The 18,556-nt window shown below is 70.2% G+C and carries 18 protein-coding genes; 5 read left to right on the forward strand and 13 right to left on the reverse strand.

Annotated features, from left to right (window positions below):
- Nucleotides 1–234 precede the first annotated feature (234 nt).
- Nucleotides 235–1,203 (reverse strand): FAD-dependent oxidoreductase, encoded by a 969-nt coding sequence (locus ABZT49_RS07170; RefSeq protein WP_355284887.1) that lies wholly within the window; start codon nucleotides 1,201–1,203, stop codon nucleotides 235–237.
- Nucleotides 1,204–1,403: 200 nt separating this feature from the next.
- On the opposite strand from ABZT49_RS07170, the gene ABZT49_RS07175 reads away from it, so the two are divergent.
- On the forward strand, nucleotides 1,404–2,333 hold the full coding sequence (locus ABZT49_RS07175) for a glutaminase (protein WP_355284890.1): 930 nt from the start codon (nucleotides 1,404–1,406) through the stop codon (nucleotides 2,331–2,333).
- Between the two features lie 52 nt (nucleotides 2,334–2,385).
- Here ABZT49_RS07175 and ABZT49_RS07180 read toward each other — a convergent pair whose 3' ends face one another.
- Complete coding sequence (locus tag ABZT49_RS07180; RefSeq protein ID WP_355284893.1) at nucleotides 2,386–2,574, reverse strand: DUF2735 domain-containing protein; 189 nt, start codon at nucleotides 2,572–2,574, stop codon at nucleotides 2,386–2,388.
- Nucleotides 2,575–2,977: 403 nt separating this feature from the next.
- Between ABZT49_RS07180 and ABZT49_RS07185 the strand changes: the two genes are divergently transcribed.
- Entirely contained in the window at nucleotides 2,978–4,012 is a 1,035-nt protein-coding gene (locus ABZT49_RS07185; protein WP_355284896.1) for a glutamine synthetase beta-grasp domain-containing protein, read from the forward strand.
- Nucleotides 4,013–4,374: 362 nt separating this feature from the next.
- Here the strand turns inward: ABZT49_RS07185 and ABZT49_RS07190 are convergent, their stop codons facing one another.
- The 5 genes from ABZT49_RS07190 to ABZT49_RS07210 all read right to left on the reverse strand — a co-directional run bounded on the left by ABZT49_RS07190 (nucleotide 4,375) and on the right by ABZT49_RS07210 (nucleotide 7,938).
- On the reverse strand, nucleotides 4,375–5,472 hold the full coding sequence (locus tag ABZT49_RS07190) for a calcium:proton antiporter (RefSeq protein ID WP_355284899.1): 1,098 nt from the start codon (nucleotides 5,470–5,472) through the stop codon (nucleotides 4,375–4,377).
- 68 nt (nucleotides 5,473–5,540) lie between these two features.
- On the reverse strand, nucleotides 5,541–6,422 hold the full coding sequence (locus tag ABZT49_RS07195) for a branched-chain amino acid aminotransferase (protein ID WP_355284902.1): 882 nt from the start codon (nucleotides 6,420–6,422) through the stop codon (nucleotides 5,541–5,543).
- A 122-nt stretch (nucleotides 6,423–6,544) separates the two neighbouring features.
- On the reverse strand, nucleotides 6,545–6,871 hold the full coding sequence (locus ABZT49_RS07200) for a hypothetical protein (protein ID WP_093566526.1): 327 nt from the start codon (nucleotides 6,869–6,871) through the stop codon (nucleotides 6,545–6,547).
- Nucleotides 6,872–7,165: 294 nt separating this feature from the next.
- Complete coding sequence (locus ABZT49_RS07205; RefSeq protein ID WP_355284905.1) at nucleotides 7,166–7,684, reverse strand: Spy/CpxP family protein refolding chaperone; 519 nt, start codon at nucleotides 7,682–7,684, stop codon at nucleotides 7,166–7,168.
- 86 nt (nucleotides 7,685–7,770) lie between these two features.
- Complete coding sequence (locus ABZT49_RS07210) at nucleotides 7,771–7,938, reverse strand: hypothetical protein (protein ID WP_355284907.1); 168 nt, start codon at nucleotides 7,936–7,938, stop codon at nucleotides 7,771–7,773.
- A gap of 356 nt (nucleotides 7,939–8,294) precedes the next feature.
- On the opposite strand from ABZT49_RS07210, the gene ABZT49_RS07215 reads away from it, so the two are divergent.
- Complete coding sequence (locus ABZT49_RS07215) at nucleotides 8,295–8,894, forward strand: DUF4142 domain-containing protein (protein ID WP_355284910.1); 600 nt, start codon at nucleotides 8,295–8,297, stop codon at nucleotides 8,892–8,894.
- 116 nt (nucleotides 8,895–9,010) lie between these two features.
- On the opposite strand, the gene ABZT49_RS07220 is transcribed toward ABZT49_RS07215, so the two are convergent.
- The 4 genes from ABZT49_RS07220 to ABZT49_RS07235 all read right to left on the reverse strand — a co-directional run bounded on the left by ABZT49_RS07220 (nucleotide 9,011) and on the right by ABZT49_RS07235 (nucleotide 11,606).
- Entirely contained in the window at nucleotides 9,011–9,688 is a 678-nt protein-coding gene (locus tag ABZT49_RS07220; RefSeq protein ID WP_355284913.1) for a DUF4142 domain-containing protein, read from the reverse strand.
- A 143-nt stretch (nucleotides 9,689–9,831) separates the two neighbouring features.
- Nucleotides 9,832–10,212, reverse strand: a complete 381-nt coding sequence (locus tag ABZT49_RS07225; protein WP_355284916.1) for a hypothetical protein — start codon at nucleotides 10,210–10,212, stop codon at nucleotides 9,832–9,834.
- A 124-nt stretch (nucleotides 10,213–10,336) separates the two neighbouring features.
- Nucleotides 10,337–10,999, reverse strand: coding sequence for a Uma2 family endonuclease (locus ABZT49_RS07230; RefSeq protein WP_355284919.1), 663 nt, complete (start codon nucleotides 10,997–10,999; stop codon nucleotides 10,337–10,339).
- Nucleotides 11,000–11,057: 58 nt separating this feature from the next.
- Nucleotides 11,058–11,606 carry an HNH endonuclease gene (locus ABZT49_RS07235; RefSeq protein WP_093566531.1) on the reverse strand — a complete coding sequence of 183 codons (549 nt, stop codon included), beginning with the start codon at nucleotides 11,604–11,606 and terminating at the stop codon, nucleotides 11,058–11,060.
- A gap of 660 nt (nucleotides 11,607–12,266) precedes the next feature.
- Between ABZT49_RS07235 and ABZT49_RS07240 the strand changes: the two genes are divergently transcribed.
- Together ABZT49_RS07240 and ABZT49_RS07245 are read left to right on the forward strand one after the other, a co-directional pair.
- Nucleotides 12,267–14,915 (forward strand): DUF3772 domain-containing protein, encoded by a 2,649-nt coding sequence (locus tag ABZT49_RS07240; protein WP_355284922.1) that lies wholly within the window; start codon nucleotides 12,267–12,269, stop codon nucleotides 14,913–14,915.
- Nucleotides 14,912–15,427 (forward strand): CAP domain-containing protein, encoded by a 516-nt coding sequence (locus tag ABZT49_RS07245; protein WP_355284925.1) that lies wholly within the window; start codon nucleotides 14,912–14,914, stop codon nucleotides 15,425–15,427. Before ABZT49_RS07240 ends, ABZT49_RS07245 begins: the two co-directional genes overlap by 4 nt.
- 356 nt (nucleotides 15,428–15,783) lie before the next feature.
- Here ABZT49_RS07245 and ABZT49_RS07250 read toward each other — a convergent pair whose 3' ends face one another.
- Both ABZT49_RS07250 and ABZT49_RS07255 read right to left on the reverse strand, forming a co-directional pair.
- Nucleotides 15,784–17,475 carry a methyl-accepting chemotaxis protein gene (locus tag ABZT49_RS07250; RefSeq protein ID WP_355284927.1) on the reverse strand — a complete coding sequence of 564 codons (1,692 nt, stop codon included), beginning with the start codon at nucleotides 17,473–17,475 and terminating at the stop codon, nucleotides 15,784–15,786.
- Nucleotides 17,476–17,703: 228 nt separating this feature from the next.
- Nucleotides 17,704–18,534, reverse strand: coding sequence for a flagellar motor protein MotB (locus ABZT49_RS07255; protein ID WP_355284930.1), 831 nt, complete (start codon nucleotides 18,532–18,534; stop codon nucleotides 17,704–17,706).
- Between the last annotated feature and the right edge of the window lie 22 nt (nucleotides 18,535–18,556).

Here is an 18,556-nt window from a genome sequence, read left to right on the forward strand (position 1 = left end):
GTGGTCCCGGTTCATGGGCTCCCTGTGGCTTGGGGCGGTGCCAGAAGCACCACCTTCGAGGGTCGGCGGCGCCTGCTCGAGGGCTGGCAGCGCCTGCTTTGAGGGATGCGGGCATCCCGGTCAGGAGAGGTGTCGCACCGCCTTTAGGCGGAACGATGGTCCTGATGTGGCGCCAGGCTAGCCCGGGCCGGCCCCGATCGGCGGTGTGCTCCCGCACCTTGACCGTCCGGGCCATCACGCCCCCTCCGCGAGCACCCGCTCGGCGAGGGCGAGGCCGCTCAGGTAGGCGAACTCGACCCGCGGCCCGAGACAGCCGTCGCCGGCGAAGCCGAGGCCGGTCTCCGGCGCGAACAGGCAGGGCTCGCCCACAGCCCGCTCGACTGCGGCGTAGCGCCAGCGATGGACGGCGCGGTGACGGATCTCCCCGAGGGGGACGCGGTCGCGCAGGGCTGCGACCAGCCGCTCGGCGACGTCGTCCGCCGTGCGTTCGAGGTTGGCCCGCGACCAGGACGGGGCGGCATGCGCCACCAGCGTGATGCCGCCCTCACGCCCGGGCTTGCTGTCGTTCCGGGCGATCCAGGCGAAGATTGCCTCCGGGTCGCGGTCCTCGCGCACCGGGGAGCCCGGCAGGGGAGGGCCGTCATGCGCCAGCATCAGGGTCCAGCACGGGGCGTAGCGCACCTCGGCGACGCCCGGCAGGTCTTGGTCCGCGCTGGCAAGGAGCGCGAGGCTCTGGGACGACGGGCAGGTGAGGAGAACGTGCGAGAAGGGGGGCTCCGCCGCGAGGGCCGCGCCGTCGGTCTCCGTCAGGCGCCAGCCGCGCCCCTCCCGCACGAGGCGGCCGACGGCACGGCCGCAGCGCAGGTCGATCCCATCGAGGAGGTCGCGCGCCGGCGCGGACATGCCGGGCACCCCGACATGCCGGCCCTCGCCGCCCCAGGGGCCCGCGACGCCTCGCGCCGTCCAGTCCGCGATCAGGGCGGCGAAACGCGGGTCGCGGGCAGTGAAGTACTGGGCGCCATGATCGAAGCGTAGGGAATCGGGTCCGTGCCGCGTCGCCATCCGGCCGCCGGGGCCGCGGCCCTTGTCGATCACGACGACCCGCCGGCCCGCATTGCTCAACCGGCGCGCCGCCGCGGCGCCGGCGATACCCGCTCCGACGATCGCGATGATCCCGTCACCGATGGTCCCGTCCTGATCCAATCCCGCCGCTCCCGCGCTGTCGCTTCGTCATCAGACGCTGCGTCAACGCACGGCGATCCCTGTGGTGCCAATCAATCGTGCGAAATCTCTTATGGCGAAGCATGGAACCTGTCGCGACCCGCTTGAGGCCTCGAACTTGCACCGATAAGGCCACGCTTCACTTGACCCACCCGTCTCCTGCCTCTGAGGATCCCCGTTCCGTGCCGAACCTCGAAACCGTCGTGAGCGAGATCGCCGACGAGATGCGCCAGCGTCCCGACCGCGGCGAGGTGGCGCGCTACATCCCCGAACTCGCCCGGGTCGATCCCGGCCATTTCGGCCTCGCGGTGATCGCCGCCGACGGGACGGTGGCGGCGGCCGGCGATTGCGACGTGCCGTTCTCGATCCAGAGCATCTCGAAGGTCTTCACCCTGACGCTGGCGCTCGGCATGGTCGGCGACAAGCTGTGGCGGCGGGTCGGGCGCGAGCCCTCGGGCAGCCCGTTCAACTCCGTCGTCCAGCTCGAATACGAGCGCGGCATCCCCCGCAACCCGTTCATCAATGCCGGGGCGATCGCCGTCACCGACCTGATCCTGTCGCGCCACCAGCCGCGCGAGGCGCTCGGCGAGATCCTGCGCTTCATGCAGTTCCTGGCCCAGGACACGAGCATCACCATCGACGAGGCGGTGGCGGCCTCCGAGCAGCGCACGGGATTCCGCAACGTCGCGCTCGCCAATTACATGAAGTCGTTCGGGGTGATCGACAATCCGGTCGAGTACACGCTCGGGGTCTATTTCCACCACTGCGCCATCAGCATGACCTGCCGGCAGCTCGCGGTGGCGGGACGGTTCCTGGCCCATTCGGGTCGCGATCCCAGCACCGGCCTGTCGGTGGTGCAGGCCGAGCGGGCCAAGCGCATCAACGCCGTGATGCTGACTTGCGGCCATTACGACGGCTCGGGCGAGTTCGCCTACCGGGTCGGCCTGCCGGGCAAGAGCGGCGTCGGCGGCGGCATCCTGGCGGTGGCGCCGGGGCGTGCCTCGATCGCCGTGTGGGCGCCGGGGCTGGATGCCGCCGGCAATTCCCATCTCGGGCGTATCGCCCTGGAGCAGCTGACGAAGCGCCTCGGCTGGTCGATCTTCGGCGAGTAGGCGCGGCCCCGGCAGGGGCTTCGCCTCAGGCGAGGGCCGTGATCCCGAACGGTTACGGCTTGCGCGAGCGCTCCTCGCGGATTGCCTCGTCGTGGTAGCCGCCGCTCGCCGGCATGATCTCCGGGCCGCGCTCGCGCGCCGCCGGGTTCGGGACCGCCCAGTCGTTGCGGCCGCCGCGGCTGCGGCCGCCGGCCGGGAAGGCGTAGATCTTCGCGGAAGGGCGCGGGCCGGTGGTGCTCATCAGGGGGCCTCCCGTTGGGGGCCGCGCGGGCTCGCGACGGCCTCTGAGAACGTAACGAAGTGTGCCCGGTGAACGCGCTGTTTGACCACGAAAAAATCAATGGGTGGCTATAATTCGTGCATGCCCGCGCTTGCGCCGTCGCGCGAATTGGCGGGTGTGGCGCGCGCTTGAGCGTCCTGGCGTCCTGGCGCGCAACCGGGCAGGACGGATGGACCACTCGCGGGACAGGGGCTGCCGCTGGAGCGTCCCCCCTCCTACAGGTCGTCGAGAACGCCTCGCCGTTGCGATCGTTCCGCCCGCGGAGGGGGTTGGCACGGGACGTGCAAGCCAGGGGATGCCGCTGGCGGGTGATGGGCGCCGACGAGGAAGCCGGGCTCCATCGGAACCTGAAGAGAGACGCGAGATGACCAAATACAAGCTCGAGTATATTTGGCTTGACGGCTACACGCCGACCCCGAACCTTCGCGGCAAGACCCAGATCAAGGCCTTCGACAGCTTCCCGACCCTCGAGCAGCTCCCGCTCTGGGGCTTCGACGGCAGCTCGACCCAGCAGGCCGAGGGCAGCTCCTCCGATTGCGTGCTGAAGCCCGTCCGCCACTTCCCCGACCCGGCCCGCAGCAACGGCGTCCTGGTCCTGTGCGAAGTCATGATGCCGGACGGCAAGACCCCGCACCCGTCGAACAAGCGCGCCACCATCCTCGATGACGAGGGCGCCTGGTTCGGCTTCGAGCAGGAATACTTCTTCTACAAGAACGGCCGCCCGCTCGGCTTCCCCGAGACCGGCTACCCGGCGCCGCAGGGCCCGTACTACACCGGCGTCGGCTACTCCAACGTCGGCTCGGTCGCCCGCCAGATCGTCGAGGAGCATCTCGACCTCTGCCTCGCCGCCGGCATCAACCACGAGGGCATCAACGCCGAGGTGGCGAAGGGCCAGTGGGAGTTCCAGATCTTCGGCAAGGGCTCCAAGCGGGCCGCCGACGAGATGTGGATGGCGCGCTACCTGATGCAGCGCCTGTGCGAGAAGTACGAGATCGACATCGAGTACCATTGCAAGCCGCTCGGCGACACCGACTGGAACGGCTCGGGCATGCACGCCAACTTCTCGACCACGTACATGCGCGAGGTCGGCGGCAAGGAGTACTTCGAGAAGCTGATGGCGGCCTTCGGGGAGGCCCGTGCGGACCACATCGCCGTCTACGGCCCGGACAACCACATGCGGCTGACCGGCAAGCACGAGACCGCCTCGATCCACACCTTCAGCTGGGGCGTGGCCGACCGCGGCGCCTCGATCCGGGTGCCCCACAGCTTCGTCAACAACGGCTACAAGGGCTACCTCGAGGATCGCCGCCCGAACTCGATGGGCGACCCCTACCAGATCGCCTCGCAGATCCTGAAGACGATCTCGACCGTCCCGACCGCGGTCTCGGCCGCGGCCTGAGACTTTTCGCAAGGGGTGAGGGAATGAGCGGCGCGGGCCCGAAGGGGCCCGCGCCGTTTCGTATTTCACACTATTCCTGCAACCGGCAAAGCCTGAGTCGAAGCGAATTGCCGTGCCAGGCCGCCCTTTCCCGGACGACTGGAACGAAGTGGAAGGAGATCCGGGATCCAGCAGAGGACGGGCCGCGAAGCGGCTCTATCGATTGCACCGTTGCAGACACAAAGACGCTTCGCGACTTTTCACGCTGGATCCCGGATCTCCTTTCCGCTGAAGCTTCAGTCGTCCGGGAAAGGGGGAGAATCACGACGGCGCGCGAGCGGCGGGCCCGGTGTTTTTGCCGAAACGCACGTGCCGGCACCGCCTCACGGACTGAAGATCAGCGTCAGGTAGGTCAGGAACACGACGAGGTGTACCGCGCCCTCCAGCACCGTGGTGCCCTGGCGCGAGAAGGTGATGACGCTGAGAAGCAGCGTCATGGCGAGCACCGCCATCTCGGCGGGTGCGAGGCCCAGCACCACCCGCTGGCCCGAGATCAGGCCGATGCCGAGCACCGCCGGCACGGTGAGGCCGACCGTCGAGGTGACGGCGCCGAGGCAGAGGTTGATCGCGCGCTGGAGCTGGTCGCGGCGGATCGCCTTCACGGCGCTGATGCCCTCCGGGGTGAACACGATGGCGGCGATGATGACGCCGCCCAAAGCCGAGGGCGCGCCGAGCGCCTTGATGCCGTGGTCGAGGATCGCCGCCAGGCTCTTCGACAGGAGCACGATCGGCAGCAGGCTGGCCAGCAGCAGGCCGGCATGGCGCAGGATCGCGCCGCGGCCGGCATCCGGGTGGGGCGGCTTCTTCTCGACGGTGGTGCCCGGCGCGACGAAATCGGTGAAGAAGTCGCTGTGCCGGCCGGTCTGGAGCAGCAGGAAGATGCCGTAGAGCACCACCGTCAGCACCGAGAACGCCACCGCCTGCAGCGCCGTCAGCGAGCCGTCCGGGGTCGAGGTGGTGAAGTTCGGGAGGATGAGCGCGATGGTGGTGAGCGGGATGATCGCCGCCAGATAGGCGCTGGCGCCGTCGAGGTTGTAGTTCTGGCGGTGATGGCGCAGGCCGCCGAGGATCAGCCCGAGCCCGACGAGGCCGTTCATCACGATCATGATGACGGCGAACATCGTGTCGCGCCCGAGGGTCGGGGCCGCCTTGGCGCCGAGCATCACCGCGGCGACGAGCGCGACCTCGATGATCACGATCGACAGCGTCAGGATCAGGGTGCCGTAGGGCTCGCCGAGGCGGTCGGCGAGTTCCTCCGCCTCGTGCACCACGCCGAAGGCCGACCACAGGATGACGGAGAACAGCCAGGCGAACAGCCCCGCCGCCACCAGCGGCGCGTCGAGCCCCCCGAGCCAGCCCCCGCCGAACACCGCGAAGGCCGCCACCGTCGCCCATGCCACCCCGAGCCGCACGATCATCATCTGCCCGCCGATCCCCCTTGTTGCGCTGCCACAAGGGTAGCGCAGGAAGCGTGGGGGTAAAGGCTGGGTCAGCCCCGGTGCGCGAAGGCCCAGTACAGCTCGCGGGCCTTGCCGAACAGCGGCCCGGGCGCGAAGGTCCTTTCGTCGAGGGCGGTCACCGGCACCACCTTGGCGAAGTTGCCGACGGAAAAGACCTCGTCGGCGCCCATCAGGTCGTCGACCGTGAGGGTCCGCTCCACCACCGTGATTCCGGCCTCGCGCAAGAGCGCGATCACGCGGCCGCGGGTGATACCGGCCAAAAACGTGCCGTTCGGCACCGGCGTATGGACCACGCCGTCGCGGGCCATCAGCACGTTGGCGGTGGCGAACTCGGCGACGTTGCCCAAAGCGTCGCGCATCAGGGCGTTGCCGAAGCCGCGCGATGCCGCCTCCGCGATCGCCCGGGAACTGTTGGGGTAGAGGCAGCCGGCCTTGGCGTCGAGAGGGGCCGAATCCGGCGTCGGGCGCCGGAACGGCGACACGGTCGCGGTGAAGCCGGTCGGCGGCGGCATCGGCGCCTCGTAGAGGCACAGGCACCAGTTGGTCGAGGCCGGGTCCAACCGCACCGCGCCCCCCAAGCCCCCTTCGGCCCAGTACATCGGTCGGATGTAGAGCGCGGCGTCGGGCGCGAAGCGCGTGAGCCCGTCGCGCACCAGCTCGGCCCAGGTGCCCTCCGCCACCACCGGTTCGAGGCCGAAGGCGGCGGCCGAACGGTTGATCCGGGCGAGGTGGAGGTCGAGGTCCGGGGTCACGCTCTCGAAGGCCCGGGCGCCGTCGAACACCGTCGAGGCGAGCCAGGCGGCGTGGGTGCGTGGCCCCATCATCCGCACGTTGCCCGGGTGCCAGGCGCCCTCGAAAAACGTCCAGGTGTCCTCGGTGAAACGGTCGTCGGATCTCGTCGGCTCGGCCATCGCGCACTCCCAACCCTCGCGTCCCGCATGATCGCGCGCACCGGCGGGTGCTGTCCACGCGGGACGATCGTCCGGGAGAGAGGGAGGGGGTTGTCCGCGACGCGCGTCAGGCCAGGCTTGCGTCAGGCGACATCGAAATCGCCGGAGCGCCGGGCCAGCAATTCGAGGGTGCGGATCACCGCCATGCCGACGCGGTCGGCATCGAACATGCCGTCGTCGGTCGCCGGCTCGACGCCGACCGGGCCGACCTGGCCGCCGGGCGTGTCGATTACGACCTGATAGACGTCGCCCCGCAGGGCCGAGCGGGTGCGCACCAGGGATACGGCGTGCGTGCCGACCTCGCCGTAGGTCTTGATGTACTGCACGGGAGCGCTTGCAGCGGGTTTTCTCCCGTCCTTCGCTCGGGCCTTGGCCGCACGCTGGAAATCCGGACGGATGACGTTGTCCATCTGCCTCTCCCGCTGGTTGCCGTTTCAATCTGTCATGGCTGCTCTTCGGTTGGTTCGATCGTGCCGCCCAGCCCGTTGCCGGACCGGTCGGCGGCGATGGTCCCGCCGCGGCGCGTTTCCTCGCAATGTTCCGGCAGGGGGTCGGTTCCTGCCGAGCTTCATCACGTATTCCGGTATCGCATGGCCGGATTGCGTGCAGATTGCGCGGAATGTTGCGCGCGCTAGACGCAGCAATGCCGCCCGCGGCGGGAGCCGGGGCGGCACGAGGAGGAAACCGGACGGCGCGGAGGTGGGTCAGTCGTCGCGGTGGTGCCGGTGCATCCCCGGGTGATGGTGGGGCCCCATCGGCTGGGTCAGCATCGCGGCGCGCTGCTTCTGGGCCTGGTCGAGGGTGGCGTAGAGCGGCTGCGAGGCGTCGGCGAGCTTGCGCAGGGCGTCCGAGCGCGCCGCGAGGGCGTCGGCCCGGGCCCGGATCGCGTCGGGTGCGGCCTCCGCCACCGGATCGCGATCGCGTCCGCGCCGGGCCTCGCGCTGGTCGCGCCGGACCTTGGCGAGGGTGCGCATCGCATCCTCGACCGGCGGCCACAGCTTCTCCTGGTCGGGGGTGAGCTTGAGGCCGGCATGCAGGGCCGCGACGCGCGCGTCGGTGAAGGCTTGCAGGTCCTCCGCGCTGAGGCGGTGCCGGCCCTGCCTGTCGCCCGCATGGGCGACCTGCATCGGCTTTTGCGCGTCCGGCGCCTGCGCCAGGGCACTCCCGAGCATCCCCGCGCTCAAGAGACCCGCCAAGGCTCCGGTGGTGAGAAGGCGTCGCATGACTCGAAGGTCCCCGTGCGGCCGCCCGTCGGGCCGCCGAGGTCGCAGATTGCGCCCGGCCAGATGGCCCGGACCTCGCCGCCGGATTACGGTTTCGTCACCCGGCGCCGGTCGAGGACGTGGCAGACGACGATCACCGAGCAGAATACCGGCGCGACCGGCCTGGCGCCCGCTTGCCCACAGAGTCCCTGGCCGCTGCGCCCCTGCCCGCCCTCCGCGGCCGCGCGGAGTGGTCCGAAGAAGATCGTGGTCATCCCCAGCCTCTGTCGTCCCCACGCCCGTCCCGCCGAACACGGGCGGCGATCAGGGCCATGCCGATCATGAGCCCTGTCACCGGCAGACGACACGTTAGCGACGGTCGGCGTAACCTCACCGATGGACGTAAGCTGCGGGCGCGAACGGAGCAGGATGCCGGCCGCCCGGCCCGTGTCGCCTCCCGCCGGCGCCGCATGCCAGCCGAGGCGCTTCGCATGCGATTCGCGAAAGGCGACGCTGAAACCCCCTCTTTCGCCGTGACGTTAGTGCTTGCTCCCAGGGCGGCGATCGGTGGTGTCCCACACCCGAGAGCGTCCGCTGACCAGGGCGTCCACCGCGAAGAGCAAGGTGTCCCATGCATCGTCGTCTCGCACTGACCGCCATCGCCTCGGCCGTGGCGATCCCCTCCTTCGCCACCATGGCGCTCGCGCAGCTGCAGGGCGGCCCGACCGCGGCGGCGACCGGCAACAGCGGCGCCCGGATCGGCGAGGCCGAGGCCCGCGCCATCGCTGACACCCTCGCGGCCGGGTCGGCCTCCCTCGCGGCGAGCCGCGTCGCCCTCACCAAGGCTTCCGACGACGACGTGAAGCAGTTCGCGCGCTTCGAGGTCGCCGAGCAGGAGACCATCGCCGACGTGCTGAAGGCGATGCGCGATCCGACCCAGACCGCGTCCGGCCAGGTGAAGCCGCCGGCCGAGCCCGAAGTCACCGGCCAGCTCGATCCGAAGGGCAAGGCAATGCTGGACAAGCTCGACCAGGCCAAGTCCGGCAAGGCCTTCGACAGCGAGTACATCCGCGGCCAGATCGAGGGCCACCAGGCGCTCCTGAAGATCCAGGAGGCCTATCTCGCCAGCGGCAAGGACCGCGAGATGATCGGCGTCGCCAAGCTCGCCCGCGGCCAGATCCGCGAGCACCTGGCTCTGCTCGCCGACATCGAGAAGGACCTGAAGGACTGAACGAACGGATGCGCCCCCGGCCTTCGGGCCCGAGGGCGCATCCGTTCGTCCGGACCATCCCGGCTGGATCTCCCGATGAGCGCCGGAGCCTTTGCCCGGCGCTCGGGCTCGAGAGCCTACCCCTCGCCGCCGCCCATCATCCGCTGCATCTGGGAGAGCTGCGAGATGTGCAGCCGGATCAGCGGCAGGGCCCCGGCGGCGATGCGGCGCAGGGCCGGATCCTCGCCGCTCTGGGCGTAGGAGCCGTGGATCATCTGCGCCTCCCGGTGGCCCTGGAGCGAGGCGTTGACGAAGGCGGCGTCGTATTGCGGACCGCCCTGGAGGCCGGAGAGCTGCGCCTGGATCTGGGCCTTCTGCTCGTCCGAGGTCATGCCCCCGGGTGCTCCGCCGCCGGGAGCTCCGAGCACCCCGCCCACGGTGCCGACCGCCGCGCCGGCGACGCCGCCCGCGACCGCCAGCGGCGCCGCCACCAGGCCGCCGACGAGACCGCCGGGACCCGGCCGGCCGCCGACCGGCACCGCGACGTTGCCGCCGGTCACCCGGTCGATCTTGTCGGCGAGGTTGACCTGCTCGGTCACCTCCGCCCGCGCGAACCGCTTGACCCGCGGGTTGCCGGTCTTGGCGAAGGCGTCGCGGGCGGTGTTCTCGAGGAAGAGGCCGCCCTTGGTGGCCATCGCCAGGTAGACGGGCGTCGGCATGGCGCCGGCCGGCGTCGGCTGCGCCACGGCGGTGCGGGTGACCGCGAGGGCGGCGGTGGCGGACAGCATGCTGACCAGGACGTCGCGACGGTGCATGGATGGGCTCCTGCGGAGGGCACGCATCCCGGCGCTCGCAGGCCTGGATGCTCGGGGGGAGTAAATTTCTCGCCCGACCGACGTTCCGTTCCACCCTTGTCCCGATCGCAACCGCGGCGATATCGCGCAGGTTCGACGCGGGCTCAGGCCCGCCGCGGCCAGGGTTCCGCCCGCTTCCGCCGTGTCCAGCGCCGCCACGGCCGGCTCATCAGGACGAAGGCCAGCACCACGCCGGCGGCGTACCAGGCGTGCATGCTCTCGTAGCCGCCCTCCGGCGTCCAGGCGAAGCCGCCGAGGAACACGTAGGAGATGGCCGCCGCCAGGGTGCGGAAAGCGAGCAGCCAGGGATGCTGCAGGAGCGGGTCGTCGTTGAAGACCGCGATCCCGAGCCCGGTCAGGGCGAAGAGCAGGCCGCCGAGCGGCAGGCCGAGGAACAGCGAGAGCACGGCGCGCAGGAAGAGGCCCGGCCAGTCACGGCGGGTGCGGGCGGGCGCGGGGGTGTCGGTCACGGTCGTGTGCGGCATCGGCTTTCGGCGCTGGCGGGCCGCGCCAACATCCGGGTGGGATCGGCGCGGCCGCGACGGGACAAGCGTCCAGCGTGTAGCGCAATCCCTGCCGGTCGCTCCAGGGTGTCCCGCAGTCAGCCGGTCAGGTTCGGGGCGCCCGGCCCCGCCGCGGCTGCCAGCGCGTGTCCCGGTAGAGGTCGCCGACCTGGCAGGTCAGGCCGGCCGAGGGAATTGCGAGGCCGTCGTCGAGACCGGTCAGCACATGGCAGGTCCAGCCACCGGCCTCGCGGGCATGGATCGTCACGTGCACGCGCTCCTGCTCCACGACGAGGATGGCCTGGCAGGGGCCGTGCTCCCGGTAGAGCCTGACCTTCACGTCGATCCAGCGCGCGCCGCTGACCGGCGTCAGATCCTCGTCGGTGCTCGACACCACCTCGGCGAGAAGGAAGGCCGAATCGGTGAACCGCTTGCCCCCGACCACGTCGTCGTAGGCGACCACCGCCACATCCGGCTCCGGCTTGTAAATCCCGTTCCTCTCCATCTCGGCGAGGATCGCCCGCGGCCAGGGAAACTCGATGCCCGGCCGCTGGACGGCGTAGCGGTTCTCGTCGTGATCCCGCAGGGCGGCGTTGAGCAGCGTCTGGAGGTTCGTCGCGATGACATTGTGCTCCATGAGGGGCGGCGTCATCATGACCGGAACCCCCTCGACCAGTTCCCAGCGCTCGTGATCCGGCCGTTCCGCCTGGAAGGCGCGGAACTCCGTTCCCGACATCCGGGCCGCATGCGTGCGCGCCGCGAGAGGCATGGCTCCGCTCCTCCTCCGACAGGCGCAGGATATCACATCGGGAGCCGACCGCCCCCGCTCAGGTCTCCAGCTCGCTGTCCCAGTACAGGTAGTCGATCCAGGTGTGGTGGTATTGGCGGTGGTCGAATTCCGGCTGGCGGCGGTGCAGTTCGTGGCGGCTCGGCCGGCGCGGCTCGTTGAGGAGTGGCATCTCGGCCTCCTCGGGGGTGCGGTTGGCCTTGCGCAGGTTGCACGGGCTGCAGGCCGCGACAACGTTCTCCCAGCTCGACAGGCCGCCGCGGGAGCGCGGCACCACGTGGTCGAAGGTCAGGCCGCCCGAGGGCAGGCGCAGGCCGCAATATTGGCACGAGAACGTGTCGCGCAGGTAGATGTTGTAGCGCGTGAAGGCCGGGCTGCGCGCCATGGCGACGTAGCTCTTGAGCGCCACCACGCTCGGCACCTGCAACGAGCGGCTGGGCGAGCGCGCCTCGACGTCGTAGCTCGCCACCAGGGTGACGCGGTCGAGGAACAAGGCCGTGAACGCATCCTTCCACGACCACAGCGAGAGCGGGTTGTACGAGAGCGGCCGGTAATCCGCGTTGAGCACGAGGGTTTGAAGGTCCAGCATCATCCTGCCCTGGCGACGGGCCGACCGCAGCGAGGGGAGCCGGCATCATGCCGGTCCTCGCGTCGCTCGCCAGGAGAGGGGATGGGGACCATCGCCTATCCTCCGAGCCGGTCGGGGAGAGTGGGGGGAAGAGTGGGGGGACTTGGCGTATGCCCGCGCCGGCCGCTCGGGGAGCGGACGCCGGGGGGCGCGGCCGGAATGCGATCCGGGCGCCGTCTGGGCTGCTGATGAGGGGCGATCACCGACATCCTCCCGCAGCAGAACGAAAAGGCCGAGTCCATTGGGGCTTAGTCTAATAGCAGCATGACAGGGTTGTGAAGGTTTCGGGCCGGGGCGTCTCGTCACGCCTCACACGAATCTGCCGTCCCCGGGATTCCGAAGCGGGATCCAGCGCCGAGGGCCGCGGGCGGCCGGCCCGGATTTTCGCCCCCCGGATTTTCGCCCCATTGATCCGCGATGCCGCGATCCGTCTCGTTTCCCAAGTCCGGTTTCCCAAGTCCGGTTTCCTCGCCGGTTCCCTCGTCCGGAGGGATGACCTAGGTAGACGGCTCGAACCGAACCATCGCGAGGAATGCCGGCCGCCGCGCCGGTCGCCTCGCCGTGACCGACGGGCCGGGCCGCCGGGAGACGAGCCCGACACGCGGGTGAGAAGGATTGCGCATGAGACAGCTCCGCCGATGGACGATCGCCCTGGCGGCCGCTTTGCTGAGCCCCGGGCTCGCGGCGGCGCAGGGACAGGTGGCGCCGGGACATGCGGCGAAGCCGGAGCGGGCGGTCGTCGCGCAGGCGCCGGCCCCCGCCGGCAAGGGTGATGCGAAGCCCGCCGCGGGCCAGCCGGCCGCCGCCGCGCCGGCGGAAGCCCCCAAGGAAGCGCCAAAGCCGCCGCCGCAGACCCCGATCTCCGAGCAGATCAAGCAGATCCGCGCCCAGCTCGACGCCGAGAAGGCCGATCTCGACCAGCGCGAGCAGGCGCTCACCCACCGCGAGCTGAACAAGGACGACCTCGCCCTCCTGCGCGACGGCATCCCGGCGGTGGCCGACCGGCTGCGCCAGGTCGTCGACCAGCTCGGGCCCCGGCTCGAGGCCGCCAAGGAGCGGTTGAACCAGCTCGGGCCCAAGCCCAAGGAGCCCGAGGGCGCCGACGTGGCGCAGGAGCGGGCCCAGCGCGAGGCCGGGGTCGCCGAGATCGACGACACGCTCCGGCTCGCCCGCTCGCTCCTGGTTCAGAGCGAGCAGATCACCGACCAGATCAGCAACCGGCGCCGCGCCGCCTTCACCCGCGCCCTGTTCGAGCGCACCGACGGCCTGGTGAGCCCGAACCTGTGGATGCGCGCCACCAACGACCTCAGCCGCGACCTGCGGGCGCTGAAATCCTCCCTCGACGACTCGGTCACCCAGGTCCAGCGCCGGGGCACGGCGCTCAACCTGTTCCTGCTGGCCCTCGCGATCGGCGTCTCGGTGGCGCTCTATGTCGGGCGCCGGCACATCGCCCCGCGGATCGGTCACCGCTCGTCGAAGACCGCGCAGCCGAGCCGCTACGTCCGGGTGATGGCGGCTTGGCGGGTCTTCCTCGTCGGCGCGGTGCCGGCGGTGCTCGGCAGCTTCCTCGTCGGCTATACCCTCGACGTCACCGAGCTCCTGCCGGTGCGCCTGCTGCCGGCGGCCCACCGGATCGTCGCCTCGCTGGCCTTCGTGGCGGTGGTCGAGGCGATGGCCGACGCGCTGCTCTCGCCCGACCGGCCCGCCTGGCGCCTCGTCGCGATGACCGACGCCACCGCCGAGCGGCTGAACCGCCTCGTCATCGCCATCGCCTCGGTGATCGCGGTCGGCCGCACCATCGAGGGGCTGAACGAGGGCATCTCGCTCAGCCTGCCGGTCACCATCGTCACCAAGGGCGTCTTCGCCGCGGTGGTCGCGGTGGTGCTGGCCGAGGGCCTGCGCCGGTTCGCGGCCCGGGCCGAGACCGACGAGGCCTGCCTCGGCCCCTACATCGCGGCCGAGTCGAATACCGGCATCGGCGGCCCCTTGCGCATCCTCGGCTGGATCGTGGTGGCGGCGATCGGCGTCTCGGCGCTCGTCGGCTACATCGCGCTGTCGTCGTTCCTGATCGACCAGCTGATGTGGACCGCGATCGCCGCGGCCATCCTGTACCTGGCGATCTCGAGCGTCGACGCCGTGGTGGCGTCCGCCCTCCAGGACGATTCGCGCATCGCCACGGCGCTCCAGGCCAATACGGGCCTGCGCAAGCGCTCGCTCAACCAGATCGCGGTCTTGATCTCGGGCTTCGTCCGGGTGCTGCTCCTCACCGCCGCCGGCGTGCTGCTGCTCGCCTCCTGGGGCGTCGATTCGACCGACATCTTCGCCTGGGCGCAGGCCGCCTTCTTCGGCTTCACCGTCGGCGGGGTGACGATCTCGCTCTCGACCATCGCCATCGCGATCGGGCTGTTCACGCTCGGCCTCGTCATCACCAAGGCGGTGCAGCGCTGGCTCGAGAACACCTACCTGCCGGCCACCGACCTCGATCCGGGCCTGCGCAACTCGATCTCGACGGTGAGCGGCTATGTCGGCTTCCTGCTCACCATCGCGCTCGCCTTCTCGTATCTGGGCCTGAGCCTCGAAAAGCTCACCATCGTGGCCGGCGCCCTGTCGGTCGGTATCGGTTTCGGCCTGCAATCGATCGTCAACAACTTCGTCTCCGGCCTGCTGCTGCTCTGGGAGCGGCCGATCCGGGTCGGCGACCTCGTGGTGATCGGCGACAACGAGGGCTATGTCCGCCGCATCAGCGTGCGCTCGACCGAGATCCAGACCTTCGACCGCTCTGCGGTGATCGTGCCGAACTCGAACCTGATCTCCGGCGTGGTGAAGAACCGGGTGCGCGGCGACCGCACCGGCCGGGTCACGATCACCGTGAGCGTCCTGCGCAACCAGGACCCGGTCCACGCCGCCGAGCTGATCGCCGGCTGCGCCAAGGCCCATCCGGACGTGCTGAAGGAGCCGCCGCCCCGGGTGGTGTTCCGCAAGATCGGCGATCCCTTCCTCGAATTCGAGCTGATCGCGATGATCACCGATGTCGGCTCGCAGGCGAAAGTGCAGAGCGACCTCAACTTCGCGGTGTTCAAGACCTTGTCGGACGAGGGCCTCATCCCCAATCTCGGACCCGGTGCGAGCATCGTCACGGTCCAGGGGCTGGATGCGATGCAGGACGCCATGGGGCAGATCGCCCGCATGGCGAGTCCTGCCGCCTTCCGCCCCGAGGCCCGCAACGAGCCCGAGGCCGAGCGTCGCCGAACCCCCGAGACCGTGCCGTGATCCTCCGTCCCGCCGCGCTGAAGCGCCTGACCTGTCTGGCCCTGCCGCTCGCCCTCGCCGCCTGCTCGGCGAGCGAGGCGACGCGGGTCTCGACCGGGGCGGCGGGACCAAGCCTGTACTGGCCGATGGCGGCGACGGGCGCCGAGATCGACGCGGGCGCCGCCCGCGACATGATCGCCACATACCGCCGCAACAAGGGGCTGCCGCCGCTCGCCCTCGATCCCGGCCTCCAGCGCCTCGCCGAGACCGAGACCGCGGCGATGGCCGCCGCCGGCCGGCCGAGCCAGGCCGACATCGTCAAGACCGTGGCGGCCCGGATGGGCTACCCGGAGCCGGCCGCCAACCTCTCGGCCGGCTACCACACCCTGGCCGAGGCCTTCTCGGGGTGGCGCGAGAGCCCGTCCCACAACGCCGTGATGCTCGATCCGTCCGCCACCCGGATGGGGATCGCGACGGCCTACGCGCCGGGGTCGAAATACAAGGTGTACTGGGCGCTCCTGGTGGCGAAGTAGCGCCGGGACGAGGGCCTCGGCCCGGCGGAATTTGCGGTGCGGCAGCCGATCCCGAGCGAATCCGGGAGCCGGTCTTCGACGCATCGGGATCGGTGCTTTTCGGCGATCGCTTCCCGGCCGTCATACGACTTCCGGATGATCGCTTCGCGATGCGGAAATCGACTTCGCTCAGGCGCCGCTCCGGCTTGTGATACGAAATCCGGAAGTGATCGTCCGGATTTCGTATCGCTCTTGACCGGCACTGGAGCATTTTCCGACGAATTGGATACCGGTTCGTCGAAGAAAATGTGGCAAAACAAATACTTAGAGCACTTCACGATTACGGCGCGATCGTGAAGTGCTCTGGAGTCCCGGCGTCAGGCCGCCCGCACGCCCGCCAGGAAATCTTGGACCGCATTGTTCAAGTGCGCCGACTGATGCGACAAGGCCGAGGCCGAGGTGAGGACGAGTGCGGCAGCCGAATCTGTGCTCCCGGTCGCTTCCGCGACGCCGGCGATGTTGGTGGTGACGGCACCGGTGCCGGTCGCTGCCTGGACGACATTCTGAGCGATCTCCCGGGCCGCCACGCTTTGTTCCTCCATGGCCGTGGCGATCGTGGCGGTCGCCGTGCCGATCTCGCGGGTATTCGCGACGATCGAGCCGATCGCCGAGACCGCCTGGCCCGCCGCCCTCTGGATCCGACCGATCTGCGCGGTGATCTCGTCGGTTGCCTTGGCCGTCTGGCCCGCCAGCTGCTTGACCTCGGCGGCCACGACGGCAAAGCCGCGCCCGGCCTCGCCTGCTCGCGCCGCCTCGATCGTTGCATTGAGCGCCAGGAGATTCGTCTGGCCGGCGATCGACGCGATCATCTCCACGACGCCGCCGATGCGGTGGGCCGCCTCCGCGAGCTCGTGCATGACGCCGGCCGACGCTTCCGCGTCCGAGACGGCGACACTCGCCACCGCGGCCGCGTGCGTGATCTGGGTGTCGACCGTGCTGATGGATGTGCCGATCTCCTCGGCCGACCGCGCCGCCGCGGCGACGTTGGTCTCCGCTTCCTTCGCGGCCGCAGCCGCGGCGGCGGATTGCATCGAAGTCGTCTGCGCCGAGGCGGTCAGCCGTCGGGCCGTGAGTTGCAGGTCGTCGGCCGCCGTCGAGACCCGTTCGAGGACGCTGCCCACCGTCATCTCGAACTGCTCTGCCAGGTCATGCATCAGGCGCTGGCGCTGGACGGCCCCTGCCTGCCGCGCGACCTCGGCCTCGGATTCCAGGACCCGGTTGCGGATGAGGCCGTGCTTGAAGACCTCGACGGCCCGCGCCATGTCGCCGATCTCGTTGCGCTCGCCGGCATGGGGCACCGCCGTCGTCACATCGCCCTCCGCGATCCGCATCATCGCGGCCGCCATGCGTCGCACCGGCACCGAGATCGTGCGGACGAGCACGACCGCGATCACCAATCCGACGGCGAGCGCCAGGGCCATGCCACCGGCAATGAGGGCCAGGGCGAAGCTCCCCGTCTCACCGGCTTCGCGGGCCAGCCGGTCGTTTCGCTCGCTCAGGTGCCGGCGGATCGCCATGATGGAAGTCTGCGCATCGTCCCCCGCCATCCGCATGGCGCCGATGAACGACGCCGTGGCCGACCCGAGGTCGCCGGACTTCACCCGACCCACGAACTGATCGTGGAGGGTCAGGACGGTGTCGATGCGGGCGCTGAGCGGGTCGGACATCCGCCGCTCCTCGTCCGTGGTCGCGCGAAGCGCCTCGGCTTGCAGATCTTTCGCGACGGCCTCCCGCGTCGCGGCGAGCCGGAGCAGCATGGGGATCGCGGCCGCGTGGTCGCCGAGGAGCGCCTGCGCCTGATCGCCGCGAAGACGTTCGACGTTTTGCGCGAGGCTGCCGAGGGCCACCGTCGATGGCAGAAGGCGCTCGGCCACCTCGCGATTCGCAGCATTCAGGTGCGCAATCATCACATACGCGAAGATGCCGGCCGCCGTCATGCCGGACAGAAACATGACCAGGGCACCGACGAGCCGAAGGCGCACGCTGATGATATCGAGCCGAAGCCGCATGTTCCTGTGTCCCTGTCGAACTGCTCTCCCCACAAGCGTATTCGATGACGTCTTAACGCGTCATTTTACGTAAGGATAGATTCTGCCGGCCGCCGATTGTTTGATGGGGGAGGGTGGTTTTGGAGGCTGCCGGAACTCGACGTGATCGAGAGGACGCGGGTGTCTCGACGACGCTGCCGATCCTGCGATCCACAGGGAGCGCGCCGGCCTTGCGGTCCGGCGGCATCGTCACGGAAATCCCGTTCCCCGCGGCGTCGGCGGCGCCTCGTTGATCAGCGTCACCGTCACCCGGCGGTTGGCCGGCAGGTAGGGGTTGTCGGGAAACAGCGGCTCGGTGTCGGCCTTGCCGGAGACGGCGGCGAAGCGGTCGGCGGGGAGGCCGCTGCCGGCCAGGATCTCGCGCACGCTGACCGCGCGGCCGGCGGAGAGCTCCCAGGGCGGCGCGGCGGCGCGGCGGCCGGGGCGGTCGGCGGCGGTGTAGCCGGTCACCGCGATGCGGTTGGGCAGCCGGCGCAGGGTCGGGACGATCCGCTCCAGCACCTGGCGCGTGCGGTCGTTCGGCCGGGTCGAGCCCTCGGGGAACATCGAGCGGTTGTCCTGGTCGACGAGGGAGATGTCGAGGCCCCGCGCCGTCACCTCGATCACGATGCTCTTCGACAGTTCGGCGATCTCCGGCAGGTCCTGCAGGGCCTGGCGCAGGGAGGTCACGGCGAGGCCGAACCCGTCCTTGTAGGAATTGCGCTGGGTCCCGTCGGCCAGCACCTCGTCGGCGCTGGGCGGCTCGGGCCGGTCGGTCGCCTTCTCGGGCGCGATGTCGCGGGTGTCGCGCGGCCGCGTCGCACCCGGCAGGCCGGCCTTCTCGATGATGCCGTTGAAGCGCGACTCGCGGTTGTTGCCGAAGGCGTCGCGCATCGAGCCGGCCACCGCCTGGAGCTTCTTCTGATCCTGCGTCGAGTAGGCCGCGATCATCACGAAGAAGCTCATCAACAGCGCCATCAGGTCCGCGAAGGTCACGAACCAGCCGTGGCCGCCATGGGCCCCGCGCTTCTTTCTAGCCACCGCTCAGGTCTCCTCGAAGCGC

Origin of the sequence: Methylobacterium sp. EM32 (genome assembly GCF_040593685.1) — a bacterium.
Lineage (GTDB): Bacteria > Pseudomonadota > Alphaproteobacteria > Rhizobiales > Beijerinckiaceae > Methylobacterium.

Bases quoted from the DNA above. Each gene is read 5' to 3' on its own strand.
- ABZT49_RS07250 (WP_355284927.1), bottom strand. From the start codon at position 17,475: ATGCGGCTTCGGCTCGATATCATCAGCGTGCGCCTTCGGCTCGTCGGT.
- ABZT49_RS07220 (WP_355284913.1), bottom strand. From the start codon at position 9,688: ATGCACCGTCGCGACGTCCTGGTCAGCATGCTGTCCGCCACCGCCGCC.
- ABZT49_RS07205 (WP_355284905.1), bottom strand. From the start codon at position 7,684: ATGCGACGCCTTCTCACCACCGGAGCCTTGGCGGGTCTCTTGAGCGCG.
- ABZT49_RS07225 (WP_355284916.1), bottom strand. From the start codon at position 10,212: ATGCCGCACACGACCGTGACCGACACCCCCGCGCCCGCCCGCACCCGC.
- ABZT49_RS07210 (WP_355284907.1), bottom strand. From the start codon at position 7,938: ATGACCACGATCTTCTTCGGACCACTCCGCGCGGCCGCGGAGGGCGGG.
- ABZT49_RS07190 (WP_355284899.1), bottom strand. From the start codon at position 5,472: ATGATGATCGTGCGGCTCGGGGTGGCATGGGCGACGGTGGCGGCCTTC.
- ABZT49_RS07185 (WP_355284896.1), top strand. From the start codon at position 2,978: ATGACCAAATACAAGCTCGAGTATATTTGGCTTGACGGCTACACGCCG.
- ABZT49_RS07200 (WP_093566526.1), bottom strand. From the start codon at position 6,871: ATGGACAACGTCATCCGTCCGGATTTCCAGCGTGCGGCCAAGGCCCGA.
- ABZT49_RS07195 (WP_355284902.1), bottom strand. From the start codon at position 6,422: ATGGCCGAGCCGACGAGATCCGACGACCGTTTCACCGAGGACACCTGG.
- ABZT49_RS07180 (WP_355284893.1), bottom strand. From the start codon at position 2,574: ATGAGCACCACCGGCCCGCGCCCTTCCGCGAAGATCTACGCCTTCCCG.
- ABZT49_RS07215 (WP_355284910.1), top strand. From the start codon at position 8,295: ATGCATCGTCGTCTCGCACTGACCGCCATCGCCTCGGCCGTGGCGATC.
- ABZT49_RS07235 (WP_093566531.1), bottom strand. From the start codon at position 11,606: ATGCTGGACCTTCAAACCCTCGTGCTCAACGCGGATTACCGGCCGCTC.
- ABZT49_RS07230 (WP_355284919.1), bottom strand. From the start codon at position 10,999: ATGCCTCTCGCGGCGCGCACGCATGCGGCCCGGATGTCGGGAACGGAG.
- ABZT49_RS07240 (WP_355284922.1), top strand. From the start codon at position 12,267: ATGAGACAGCTCCGCCGATGGACGATCGCCCTGGCGGCCGCTTTGCTG.